Origin of the sequence: Neobacillus oceani (genome assembly GCF_046237595.1) — a bacterium.
In the GTDB taxonomy this organism is placed as follows: Bacteria; Bacillota; Bacilli; order Bacillales; family Cytobacillaceae; genus Bacillus_D; species Bacillus_D oceani.
On sequence record NZ_CP143543.1, the window covers coordinates 2,400,982 to 2,414,511 of the forward strand.

The 13,530-nt window shown below is 44.2% G+C and carries 9 protein-coding genes; 7 read left to right on the forward strand and 2 right to left on the reverse strand.

The genetic code is table 11. From position 1 onward, the window contains the following. Positions 1–95: 95 nt before the first annotated feature. The 5 genes from V1499_RS12005 (at position 96) to V1499_RS12025 (ending at position 6,724) form a co-directional block, all read left to right on the forward strand. On the forward strand, positions 96–347 hold the full coding sequence (locus V1499_RS12005) for a hypothetical protein (protein ID WP_409270159.1): 252 nt from the start codon (positions 96–98) through the stop codon (positions 345–347). Between the two features lie 268 nt (positions 348–615). Further along, entirely contained in the window at positions 616–1,896 is a 1,281-nt protein-coding gene (locus tag V1499_RS12010) for an MFS transporter (RefSeq protein WP_409270160.1), read from the forward strand. 5 nt (positions 1,897–1,901) lie between these two features. Beyond that, a complete protein-coding gene (locus tag V1499_RS12015; RefSeq protein ID WP_409270161.1) occupies positions 1,902–2,150 on the forward strand; it encodes a hypothetical protein in 249 nt (82 codons plus the stop codon). Between the two features lie 119 nt (positions 2,151–2,269). Further along, positions 2,270–4,216 carry an LTA synthase family protein gene (locus tag V1499_RS12020; protein WP_409270162.1) on the forward strand — a complete coding sequence of 649 codons (1,947 nt, stop codon included), beginning with the start codon at positions 2,270–2,272 and terminating at the stop codon, positions 4,214–4,216. A 228-nt stretch (positions 4,217–4,444) separates the two neighbouring features. Then, positions 4,445–6,724, forward strand: coding sequence for a helicase C-terminal domain-containing protein (locus V1499_RS12025; RefSeq protein ID WP_409270163.1), 2,280 nt, complete (start codon positions 4,445–4,447; stop codon positions 6,722–6,724). A gap of 119 nt (positions 6,725–6,843) precedes the next feature. On the opposite strand, the gene V1499_RS12030 is transcribed toward V1499_RS12025, so the two are convergent. Next, a complete protein-coding gene (locus tag V1499_RS12030; RefSeq protein WP_409270164.1) occupies positions 6,844–7,311 on the reverse strand; it encodes a hypothetical protein in 468 nt (155 codons plus the stop codon). 178 nt (positions 7,312–7,489) lie between these two features. Here V1499_RS12030 and V1499_RS12035 point away from each other — a divergent pair, with 178 nt between their 5' ends. Beyond that, the gene (locus V1499_RS12035) at positions 7,490–8,332 is read left to right on the forward strand and encodes an MBL fold metallo-hydrolase (protein ID WP_409270165.1); all 843 of its coding nucleotides are present in this window, start codon (positions 7,490–7,492) and stop codon (positions 8,330–8,332) included. An 86-nt stretch (positions 8,333–8,418) separates the two neighbouring features. Here the strand turns inward: V1499_RS12035 and V1499_RS12040 are convergent, their stop codons facing one another. Continuing rightward, entirely contained in the window at positions 8,419–9,792 is a 1,374-nt protein-coding gene (locus V1499_RS12040) for a dipeptidase (protein ID WP_409270166.1), read from the reverse strand. A gap of 223 nt (positions 9,793–10,015) precedes the next feature. Between V1499_RS12040 and V1499_RS12045 the strand changes: the two genes are divergently transcribed. Beyond that, a complete protein-coding gene (locus V1499_RS12045; protein WP_409270167.1) occupies positions 10,016–13,489 on the forward strand; it encodes a hypothetical protein in 3,474 nt (1,157 codons plus the stop codon). Positions 13,490–13,530 lie beyond the last annotated feature (41 nt).

Sequence of the window (13,530 nt, forward strand, 5' to 3'; positions counted from 1 at the left end):
AAACAAAAAGTTTTTGAAATTTGGATACTTGTCCACTCAAGTTCTTCTGTCATTACATAAGTTACAGTATAAATAATGAAAGGAGGGAAAGAAAAATGTCTTACGATCATAACTACACTATGGGCCAAGCCCATCACCGCAACCGAGTCAGAAGGGTGGAAATTGACGCCGACGAGGTCATCATCCGCACGAATAAGGTTCGGATTGAAGGTGCGCGGAGAAGAAGGGACCACGAGTATGACGTCGCTGGAGCAGAAGATTACAACTACGGCGACTACGGTAACGAATATGATGGAAATGTCGGTGGAGCACACAACCGCAAACGCCATTGCAGAGGCTGGTTCTAATTAGGCTTGAGGCAGGAAATGCGATTTGCATTTCCTGTTTTTCGCGTTTTCCTTCAATTATTATATTCCTTATGATACGCTACGATTTTTGACTGAGATAAAAATGATTTCAGGTGGTAGAAATTTTGTTTCTTTAAAGAAGTTTGGAAAAAGGTTTTTATTTATTTATCGGAATGATAAATTTCATCTTGCACGTTCATTAGTGCGGGTTTATGATTACAAAAGAAGTTACCAATATCGGTTTATAATTTAAAGGACGATGAATCCGTTGAACGTAAATCACCTCCCGGAAACGGTGAAAGCAAACGAGAAGTTCAGCATTAAAAATGGAATTGCTTCTACAATTGTACAGAATTTAACAAATAATTATTTTTCCCTTTTTGCAATTGGCGTCCTGGGGGCGTCGAATTATCAGGTGGGGCTTATCAGTTCCCTCCCACAGTTTATCGGAATGTTCGCCATGCTGGTTTGTTCCATTTTGATGGGGAGGATTAGCGAGAAAAAAAACTTTACTGCCTATTCAGTTCTCGCAACGAGATGTTTCCTTCTTTGCATGGTTTTTGTTATCTATGTTCCTGAAGCTTATAGAAGCTGGGTATTTGTGCTTCTGGTAGGATTAATGAACTTCCCTGGTTCTTTTGCCATGCTTAGCTGGCAATCTTTTATAAGGGATCTTATTCCTGACCATCGGCGGAATGGTTTTTTTAGCGAAAGAAACAAGATATTGACGATTGTCGGGATGGCTACTACGTTCCTAATTGGCCTCTCCTTGCAGCAATTCGACAAAAGCAATCCATTTCCGTATCAGGCTCTCTTCCTTCTGGCTGTTCTGTTCGGAGCGGCCGAAGTGTATTACATAATGAAACATCGGGAAGAAAAGTCCGCGAATAAACCAAAACATTCCGGATTCAGTCTGAATCTAAGGATTTTCAGCGATAAGTCATATTTTTATTTTCTTATTTGCGGTTTGTATTTCAATTTTGGCTGGCAAATGGCCTGGCCATTGTTCAGCATCTATCAAATCAGTTATGCCCATGCAAATGGATTTTGGATTAGCATTTTTACGGTAGCAAACCAACTTGCCCAAATTGCGAGCTTTAAATTGTGGGGAAAGATGGCTGACAAACACGGTAATTCAAAAATGATGATTCCGCTCGCATTGGGAATGGCTATCGCGCCGGTATCGATGATCCTATCCACCAACCTTGTCTATATAACGATTGCGAACGGCCTATCAGGATTTTTTGTTTCCGGGACAGTCCTTATTCTGTTCAATCAGCTATTAGATGTGACCAAGGAAGATAACCGGAGCTCTTATATTGCCAATTATAATGTTCTGTTGGCTGTAATCGGTTTCATCGCACCACAATTTGGGGTATTTCTACTAGAAGCAACCAATATAGGGGTATCAATGTCCATTTCCACCGGAGTTCGTGCCTCTAGCGCGATCCTCTTCTTTATGTTTTACGTGTTTATGAAGGCTAATAAAAACAAAATCCAGATTAATAAATTGGGAGTTTCAGCGGGCAGCGAATTTAAAAGGAGATGATCACCTTGGGAAAATGCAATCTTGACCACAGTTTGGAAGATGTCAAAAAAAAATATGAAACCCAAAAGGGGTTTCTTCCGTCTACTATATATGATGCTTTTGAAGCCAGGCTTATGGAGACCCCGGACCAAATGACACTGAATGAACTTTTTCACCTGCTTAAAAAATATGACCTTGCCTCCGTGGAAGAAAGGGCTACAAGGAATGTCGAACTCGAACGGATCCTGTTGGGAAATAAAGAAAAAAGCCAATAAATATTACAGCCAAGCGGCAGTAAATGGCAGTATTATTGTTTTAACTTTTCCCTATAATGTGTTATAGTAATTGAGGTTCGTTTACCTGTAGTTTTACGGTAAGTGAAAGGAGACTCAAGATGTTGCAATTCAAACAAACCGTAGATTGGAAAAATAAAAAATATTCCTTCTTTATCCTGGCGGTCACACTGTTTTGGATAAAAACCTATATTGCTTACAATATTGAATTTAATCTTGGAATTGACAATGGCTTACAGGAATTCCTCTTATTGATTAACCCGATTAGCTCGGCACTCTTTTTCTTTGGATTCGCGCTTTTGTTCAGGAAAAAGATCCAGTTTACAGTCATCCTGATATTAAACTTTGTCCTTTCCTTCCTTTTATACGCAAATATTGTGTATTACCGATTCTTTAATGATTTCATTACAGTACCGGTTTTGATGCAGACAAAGACAAATGCGGGGCAACTTGGCGACAGCGCGCTATCGCTAATGTCCTTTACAGATGTATTTTATTTTACCGACACAATTTTACTTGCCTTTTTGGCTGTTAAAGCATTCGGGAAATTCAGGGAACCTGGAAAGCGTTCATTCAGGCTTGCGATGTTATTTGCGGTAACAACGTTCCTGTTCAACCTTGGCCTTGCTGAAAAAGACCGCCCACAGCTGCTTACACGTTCGTTTGACAGGGCGTATCTTGTGAAGTACCTTGGGGCATACAACTTTACCATCTATGATGCGGTTCAAAACATTAAATCATCCAGCCAGCGGGCGCTGGCGGACAGCAGCGATATTACCGAAATCCAAAACTACAGGAATGCGAACTATACCGAACCGAATCCGAAATATTTTGGGAAAGCAAAAGGGATGAATGTGGTTTACATTTCCCTCGAATCGCTTCAAAACTTCATCATCGACTATAAACTTGACGGGCAGGAGGTTACACCTTTCCTCAACTCGTTGACGAGGGATCCAAATACGTTCTACTTTAACAACGTATTCCATCAGACTAGCCAGGGAAAAACATCAGATGCCGAATTTTTGATGGAAAACTCCCTTTACCCGATGTCACAAGGTTCCGTATTCATCAACAAGGCACAGAACACGTTCCATGCAACCCCAGCAATCCTGAAGGGCTATGGCTATAATTCCGCGGTTTTCCACGGAAACTATAAAACGTTCTGGAATCGGAATGTTATGTATAAAGCGCTTGGCTACGACCGTTTCTTTGACGCAGAATATTACACGATGAAAGAAGAAGAAACAAAAAACTATGGAATGAAGGATAAGCCTTTCTTTAAGGAATCCATTCCATTGCTGAAAACATTGGAACAGCCTTTCTACACGAAGTTTATTACCCTGTCCAACCATTTCCCATTTGAAATGGACGAAGGGGATACAGACTTTCCGGCGGGTACAACCGGAAATAATGTTGTTGACCATTATTTCCAATCAGCGAATTACATGGACCAGGCAATTGAGCAGTTCTTCAATGACCTAAAAGCTTCCGGTCTGTATGACAATACAATGATTGTCATGTACGGGGACCACTACGGAATTTCTGAAAATCATAACGCAGCAATGAGCCAGGTAATTGGTGAAGAAATTACCTCATTCAAAAACGCGCAGCTTCAGAGGGTTCCTGTGTTTATCCATGCACCAGGCGTAAAAGCTGAGCAAATTGACAGATTTGGCGGCCAAATTGATGTTCGCCCGACCGTTCTGCATCTTCTTGGAATCGATACGAAAGACTTCCTTGAATTCGGTTCTGACTTGCTATCTCCGCAGCATCACGGGGTAGTTAGTTTCAGGAATGGCGATTTCATTTCATCTAAAGTGACTCAGGTGAACGAGAAGTGCTATGATACGGCCACTGGCGAACTGCTGGAAGATCAAGCAATGTGCGCCGAAAATGCGGAAAGGGTAAAAAACGAACTTCAACTGTCGGATGAAATCGTCCTTAAGGATTTGTTGAGGTTTTACACTCCTGACGGCTTCAAACCAATCAACCCGAACGACTATGAATATATAAAGGAAGACATTCCTGTGGAAGATATGAATGAATAAGAAAAAAGGCGAAGGAGAAATCCTTCGCCTTTTTATTTTCTAAAGCAGAATAATCAGCATGGACATAAAGGAAGACTCCCCACAATTAGCACGCATGGAAAGACGCCCTTTATTTGTTCCGAGGCGATTTTGGTTTATCACGATGACGCTTGCGCATTTTGTAGTTTCGTATTCCTCTTGGGTTATGGTACGATGAAAGAACATATATTCGCTAAAAGGGGAAAGAAAATGGCAGATTTCCATATATCTGCAAGGGCACTTGCGGAGTACGTATACAGGAGCGGCAGTATTGAAACCGGAATTGGCGCGGCATCTGCGATGGCGGAGGGCACAAAAGCCCACCAATTTGTCCAAAAGAGGTATAAAGAGGGCGATCAAAAAGAAGTCCCACTCCGAATTTCAATCCAATACGAAGACATTGATTTTATCATTGATGGACGATGTGATGGCCTGCTTCTGGAAGACGGGCAACTCGTTATTGATGAAATCAAGTCTACTTCACTAAATCTTGATACGATTGAAGTGGACTCTTATCCCGTCCACTGGGCACAGGCGAAATGCTATGCGTATATTGTGGCGGCTGAACAGGGAATCGGCCAGATTGGCGTAAGAATTACTTATGTTCAAAGGGCTACATATGAACAAAAGCATTTTAATCGAATTTTTTCTATAAATGAGTTACAGCAATTTATTCAACAGCTGCTAATCGATTTCGCCCCCTACGCGAAACTTACGATTTCCCTAATGGAAAGGCGGACAGAAACGGCGCAAAAGCTTGCCTTTCCTTTCCCAGCTTACAGGCCCGGGCAAAAACCGCTTGCCGGTTCTGTATACCGGACTATCAATGAGGGAGGGAATTTATTTGTAAATGCACCGACCGGGATTGGAAAGACAATTTCGACACTGTTCCCTGCCATAAAAGCGATGGGCGAGGGAAATATTGGCCATATTTTTTATATTACCGCAAGGACAACGACCAGGAAGGCCGCGGAGCAGGCGCTGGCCCTAATGGCATCCAAGGGGCTTCACGTAACCTCTGTTTCCCTTACTGCAAAGGAGAAAACATGCTTCAATGAAGAACACGGGTGCCAGCCAGGAAATTGCGCATTTGCCGCTGGCTATTACGACCGGATTAATGGGGCGGTCCTTAATATATTGGAGAACGGGACGTTTTTGAACAGGGAAAAAATTGAAACGTACGCCCGGAAACATCGTGTTTGCCCATTCGAATTTTCTCTGGACCTTGCTTATCTTGCCGATGTGGTGATTTGTGATTACAACTATATTTACGATCCGCGTGTTTCGTTAAAGCGTCTTTTTGATGAAAAAAAGAAACGGGCGGCCCTGCTCGTAGATGAAGCCCACAATCTTCCCGATCGTGCCAGAGACATGTTCTCCGCTTCACTCGAGAAGTCTCTTTTCCTTACGGTTAAAAGAGGCTACAAATCAGCAAACCGTGAATTGGGAAAGGCAGCCTCCAAGGTCAACCAATTTTTTATCGACGCGAGGAAAAGGCTGTCAGGTGAAAGAGAATGCTTGCTTGAGGAATTGCCTGAAGGGCTCGTGGAAACGGTAAGAGAGTTTGTCGGCGAAGCCGAAAAGCAGCTTGCGGCCGAGTCCGCTTCCGAAGAAATGCTGCTCGATGCGTATTTTAATGCCCAGAATTTTTTAAAAGCCGAAATGGTGGCAGATGAACGATTTGCCGTCTATACCACAGTGAATCACGGGGAAGTTTCAATAAAACTGTTTTGCCTGGATCCGTCCGAATTGCTCAGGAAAACCGGAAAGGGATTTAGGGCAAAAGTTTTCTTTTCCGGAACATTGGTTCCGCCCGATTATTTTAGGGAAATGCTCGGCGGAGTAGAGGGCGATCCATTCCTGTCCGTTTCTTCGCCGTTTGATACTAGCCAGACGGATGTATTTATTCAAGCTTTGTCCACCCGCTATAGGGACAGGGAGCGTTCTTACAACCGTATTGCCGATACCATCCGGATGCTTCTCGATGAAAGGCCTGGGAATTATTTTTGTTTTTTCCCATCCTATCAATTCATGGAGAAGGTAGTGAATATCCTCGAGCCTGGGAATGAGGTAGAATATATTATCCAGCAATCCAATATGGGTGAGGAGGAACGGGATGAGTTCCTTTCTCACTTCAGGACAAGGGGCAATAACAGCCTTGTTGGTTTTGCCGTTCTTGGTGGAATTTTTTCAGAGGGAATTGATCTTCCCGGAGATAGCCTTAATGGGGTGGTTATAGTAGGGCCTGGGATTCCACAGATTTCATTCGAACGAGACTTGCTAAAGAAGTTTTATTCTTCAACGGGGCGCAATGGGTATGATTATGCCTACACATTTCCAGGAATGGTCAAAGTTCTTCAAGCTGGCGGAAGGCTAATCCGCTCCGAGACAGACACCGGTACAATTCTTTTAATCGACGACCGATTCTTGCAGCAGAAATATATGAGCCTTTTTCCGGATGAGTGGGAGCCATTTACCATTATTGAATAAGTAAAGCAGCAATTTGATTAGGCCGGCCCTTTCATTCAGGTACCGGCCTAGTTTGGCATTCACTCATGATGTAGAGATTCAATTCGATCTTGTTATTAAAACAAACGGCTTACCGGACATTATCTATCCTTCGTAAATCCTTCTTCCGCCATATAGTCTTCCACTTCCTTGTATGTACCAAAGCTCTCTTCAAGATTTGCGCCAAAATAAACATTCCATAATTCATCTTCATGCGCAACAACTAGGACATCATTTTCCTTATTCAACCATCTTTCAGGCGTAGTTCCGGAAACGGTTTCCGGTGCTTCAACACCTGACAAAAGTGAAATCGACTTTGCAACAAGTGATTTGAGTTCCTCAGCGGAAAAGTCCCTGATATTAACGAATCCTTTTTCATCCGTCTTATAGCCATCCAGGCCACGAGCATATACAAATCCGTTGCCATTAGGATGAAGATGGTAAACTACATTTTTCTTGTCGATCTCACTGCCTTCAAATTGGTAGTTCACACGCCCCAAAGATACGTTTTTGCGTTCCAATTCCGGGAACGCTTCCATGATTGCGATTTTTTCTTGAAAAGTCAGCATAATGCCTCCAAAATTTTTATTTCGTGTAAAGTATACCAAACCACTGGAACTGTGGGCAAATAGCTGATAGCTTATCGGACGGGCCTAGCGCTTACAACCTATTCCTGCTTGCTTTTTTGTGAATAAATGAACAGGGAGCGGGTATAAGGAAAGAGAGCAAAGGATTGGAGGTTTTACAATGGAGAACAAAGCAGAAAAAAAAATCATCCCGATGACCAGCATCGACAGTGGTATCGGAGAGCAAATAACAAGCGACTTGTATTATTTCCCTTTTCAAATTGTCAATGTCGTTTTTTACGGCTATCCGGGCGAGGGAAATGACTGGGTTCTCATTGATGCCGGAATGCCAAGATCCGGTGACAATATTATTATTGAAGCGGAAGAGAGATTTGGCAAAAATAACCCTCCTAAAGCTCTCATTCTGACCCATGGCCATTTTGATCATGTTGGGGGAATAACCGAACTTATCGAAAAGTGGGGAATGCCAGTTTATGCGCATGAGCTGGAATTGCCATTTTTAAGGGGAGAGAAGGACTATCCTAAACCGGATCCGACAGTGGAGGGGGGATTGCTTGCAAAGATTTCCCCATATTACCCAAATGAAGCAATCACAATTGACGGCCATGTACAGGCGCTTCCACAGGATGGGACTGTCCCGTTTATGGAAGGATGGAGATGGATCCATACACCAGGGCATACACAGGGACATGTTTCTTTATTCCGTGAAAAAGATGGCGCCCTTATTGCCGGGGATGCCTTTGTGACTGTTAAACAGGAATCCCTTTATAAGGTGTTTACCCAGGAGCAGGAAATCAGCGGGCCACCACGTTATTTAACCCCAGATTGGGAGACAGCAAGGATTTCTGTCGAAAAACTCGCCTCTATGAAACCAATGGTAGCCATCACTGGCCACGGACGCCCAATGACAGGGAAGACTTTACGTGAAAACCTCGCTCTTCTTGTTGAGAAATTTGATGAAATTGCGATTCCGGACTACGGCAAATTTGTTGACGATAAATAAACAGGAAGGGCAGCCCTATTCAATTGGGCTGCCCTTTTTCAATCTTCCAAACCTTCAACGGAAGACCGCGGCTCATAAAAAGTTTCCTATAAGCTCCCGTCCAGTTTAAAAAGATACCTGGCGATTACTTCAAGGCCCTTATCAAAGTTTTCTAGATTGAAATGTTCATTTGGCGCATGAAAATTTTCATCTGACAGCCCAAATCCCATCATAACAATCGGCATGTTCAGGATCTCGGCGAATGACGCTACTACCGGGATTGACCCTCCGCCCCGGATGTAGGCCGTCGGGACTCCGTATACCTCTTCATATGCCTTTCCCGCTAGCTGGATGGCCGGATGGTCGAAAGGGGTGAGGAATGGCGCACCTTTGTCAAACTGAGTGACGGTAACTGTTACCCCTTTTGGCGCCACTTTTTTAACATGGCTTTCGAGGAGGTCAGCGATTTCCTGTGGATCCTGGTCAGGTACAAGCCTGCACGTTATTTTTGCATGTGCTTCTGAAGGGATGACCGTTTTAAGTCCCTCGCCCTGGAAGCCTCCATAAATTCCATTTACTTCAAGTGTGGGACGAGCCCAAATTCGTTCAAGGGCGGTAAAGCCTTCCTCGCCAAAGAGTTCCGGAACGGCAAGCTGGCTAGCCATCGCCTCTTCACTTTGGCCCAGGCCAGCGAATTCCGACCGTTCCTCCGCGGTCAGTTCCCTTACTTTATCGTAAAATCCCTCTACAGTAATAAAGCCATTTTTAGCCCGCATGGAAGCGAGGATTTCAACGATCGCATGAATCGGGTTTTGGACTGCGCCGCCGTAAAGCCCGGAGTGCAAATCCCCCGATGCACCCTTTACATCGATTTGGATTCCGGTCATGCCCCGGAGGCCGTACACGATTGCCGGCTTGCCCCGTTCAAGCAGGGTGGTATCGGAAATGACAAGTACATCCGCCGCTAGGAGGTCCTTTTTTTCCTCAACAAACGCAGGGAGGGTCGGGCTCCCGATTTCTTCTTCACCTTCAATTAAGAACTTAATATTTACTGGAAGCTGTCTATGTGTTTGTAAAATGGCTTCGACTGCTTTTAAATGCATGAATACCTGGCCTTTATCATCACTTGAACCGCGCGCATAAAGTTTCCCGTCCCTGATTGTAGCTTCGAACGGAGGCGTATCCCATAATTCAAGCGGGTCGACCGGCTGTACATCGTAATGGCCATACATGAGGACAGTTGGCATTCCTGGAGCTTTCATCCATTCACCATATACGATCGGATGGCCTTTTCCAGTATAGACTTCCGCTTTTTCAAGTCCGATTTTCCTCATCATATCCGCCGTCCATTCCGCTGCCTTCAACATATCCTCTTTATGGGAGGGAATCGCGGAAATGCTTGGGATTGCGAGATATTCCTTTAATTCATTCAATTGCCTTTCCCTGTTATGTACAAAATAATCACGAAGCTTTTGGTCCATCTTTTAATTCCTCCTAAAAGTTCTCCCTGTAGTATTTCTTTCCCTGGAACCAAAAATCCTTTAATTTAACAGGATTTCGTTTTTGGTGCCCTGTAAAAATTATCATAACTACAAATTAAAAGGATTGAAAATTTTTGCTAAATGTGTAAAATTACACTATAAGAAGAACATTTGGATTCTTTTTCCTAACTTACATAACAAATCCGATTAGGGGGGATGCTGGATGGAACCTAATTTTAGGAGTGAAGCCCGGAGAATATTCAGGCGGGAACTATTCAATATGAAAGAAAAAGGCTATTTGAAGCCCGAAATCATGGACGAAGTGGCCAATGCCCATTTCCAGTACCACCAGGACCTTTTGGAAGAAGACAGGAAAAGGGAAGAGGCCTTGCAAGCCCGCCTAGCTCATCAGGAACCGGTTATTCAGCCGCCATCCGTCCCAATCCTTGAAAGCAGCTCTCCGCTAAAGCACGTACCAAAACCACCGGGCATGCCGAAAAAACCAAAAAAAGTCCTTACGAATGAACAAATGAGGGAACGAAATATATCATGGCTTCTAAATATCGGGGTCATTTTCCTTCTTGTCGGTGGTCTGTTCGTTGCAACGAGCAATTGGGAGACAATGTCCCCTGGAATGAAAAGCAGCGCGATTGCACTCGTTTCGCTCCTTTTTTACGGATTCGCCTATTTGTCTTCAAGAATACTGAAAATCGAAAAGACGGCATTTGCCTTCATCGTTCTCGGAAGCTTGTTTTTGCCGATATTCGTCCTTTCACTTGGCTGGTTTGGCCTGCTTGGGGAAAATTTGTCCGTAACCGGTGAAGGGAAGTATCTGCTCGGATTTATAGGCAGCATCCTCCCGGCGGCAGCGTATGTTTTCTTTGCCAAAAGGCTTGAATCGAGGCTCTTCGTCTGGTTTTCTCTTATTGCAATATCTGTTTCGGCGGGATTTTTGCTGGCATCCTTCCACCTGGCGATTGATTATTTCTATCTTGGCATCATGGGCTATAATGCGGCAATCATTTTCTTTTTCTATAAATTGCGTGGCAGGCCATCCATTGCGTTGTTCCTTAAGGAGTTCCCGGTCTTTATCCAGGCCAATCTGGTCGTGTCCACATTGCTAATGCTGTTTTTCTATGACAGCAAACTTATTTATAGCTTTAATCTCCTTCTGACCGCGGCCATCTACCTGTCTATGATGTTTGTGAGCGGAAAAAAGCAGTATCATTTTATTTTCAGCACAATGGCCGTGTACGGAGCATACCAGTTGATTGAACATTCCATCCTTGATGAAGCGGGCGCCATTTTTTACGCGGCAATCGCATTTGGCTTTGTCTTCATACCAAAGGGGCTGAAAGGGAATTTGATGCTCGATACGGTTTTCCGGTACACGAGCGCCATCGTTTCCATTCTTGCATTCTTTTACATCTCGCTCGAAGGGATATTCCTTAAGGCAGGGGAGCCTTCGTTTGTCCTTTTGCTTGCTTATATTATCATTGCAGGGAATTTCCTGTATCTCTCCCATACAGAGAAATTGCCGGCATTCCCTTATTTAAGCGCCGCGTTTCTTGGGACAGCGTTTTATGAAGCTGCTTCCTTGTTTGGAAAATATGTCTTTGGCATCAGCCAGCAAACCGGAATGTATTTAGCTGGTTCCGTATTGTTTTTGGTCATTGGAGTACTGGCCACGAAGAAGGAGTTGGCGCCAATAAAATTGCCAGCAAGGGATCTTGGTTTGGCCGCAATGCTGCTCTCAATCCTGATTGCCTTAGGTTTCCGGGAATGGATTGAACTCGGAGTGATGCTCATTCTTTTTTCTGGTTGGCTATTTATTGTGAAACTAATAGAGAAAAGACCTGTTTTCCGGAGCTTGTCCATTTGGGTAGTTCCCGTATCCGCGGGATTGTCGGTCCTTGCTTTTTGTCAAAAAGCGATGATTGAATCCGATGCTTTCAGAACAGAATGGGGCTATCCAACGGCCTTCGCCGCGGGGGCTGTTTTCTTGCTCGGGCTGTCGCTGTTTTTGAAGAACAAAGGGGACCGGGAACTGGCTGGATCCTTCTTTTATACAGCTCAGCTTCTGTATACCCCTGGCCTTATAGCATCCGCTTTTTGGGAAATCGATCCGCTGATTGTCCGCCCGGTGCTTGTCCTTTGCGCCTTAGGGATGTATTTCCTGCTTTATAGGCTGCATCGAATCCAGACGGTGGCCATGCTTATCAGTACAGTAACACTTGGTTTTTATTTTTCAGTTGTTGCTTCAGCCTATTCACAAATAAAATTTAGCGAGTTTGCAGAATCGCTACTTGTACCCATTGGGGCATTCGTACTCTTGTTGCTTTCCTTGGGGCTGATGAAAAAGGATGCTCTTTTGCATAAGGGATATGCATGGTTGGGACATATCTTGCTTCCGGCTTCGTTACTCCTTGTGTGGTTCGCTTTTCCTGCATGGTCAATTTACAGCTTTTCTGCATCAATTGCCATTTATTGTCTTTCCTGTTTTGTGGCTAAAGACAGCTGGAATAAGACATTGTTTTTATACAGCGCGTACACAACACTATTCCTTACGGTCACTAAAGGATTCGATATCGCCATAAGGGATTATTCGGGCAGTTACGAATTTCCGGCCACGAGCTTCATACTCCTTTTTGCCTGGCTGCTTTTAAAAGCAGAATTGAAAAAGCTGACGCAACACTTTCTCGCAGTGTTTTCCATATTCGGCATCGCCGCTGTCGCATTCATGGATCCATTCACGCTCCTCCCGTACGCGATTACTTTGGTTTATGGAGCCGCGACGCTTGGCTTGTTGCATAAGGTAAAATGGGATTTGCTTGGAATTTTGCCGGTTTTGTTTATGTTTTTCGCAACCATGGGATATTTGTCAGGCTCAGGTCTTAAGACGGAATGGATATTTATCGTAACCGCGGCAATTGGGCTAGCCCATGCGGGAATTGGCTACTTTGTCTATCCCCGTTTGCTGAAAAGCGGCAGCCAAATCCAGTATTCGCAATTCGACTGGTATACCTTCGGGGCGTTTCTATATTATGCCTCTCTATATTCGCTTTCAGGAGAATCCATCTGGATGATCGCTCTTCCTGGACTGCTTGTTTCCTTTACATTGTTGCTGCAACGGAAGAGAATGAATAAAACAATCGGGTTCTTTATACCATTCCTATCAGGAGCGTATTTGCTTCAGCCTTATTACGGGGTAATCAGCAAACTCTCGATTCCCGTGCTGTTAGAACGGGAAGCATATGTCCTGCCATTTGTCGCGCTGATCATCTATTTAAGGAAAACGTTGAAGGGCATGTATACCCAGTTGACCGGCAAACTGCAATGGGCAGTCCTCATTATTGCAGCGATTGCCCTCATCCAGGATGGGCTTGAAAGCAACACCGTTTACGATGCCCTTATTCTTGGGACATTGTCACTTGTTTCTATGCTTGCCGGAATGTTTTACAGGATAAAATCGTACTTTATTACCGGTGCAGGCGTCCTGCTGCTTAATTTGTTCCTGCAGACACGGCCGTTATGGGGAAATCTCCCATGGTGGGGCTATCTCCTTGCAGCCGGCACACTTCTGATCGGAATTGCCAGCTACAATGAATGGAGGAAGCAACATCCTGAAAAAGGCGGGGAAGCGCTTGGAAAACGCCTGAAGGAAAAACTTGTTTCTTCATTAAAAGGGTGGGATTAAGAATGAGGGATGGCGGCTGCCATCCCTTAAACTATTTAGCA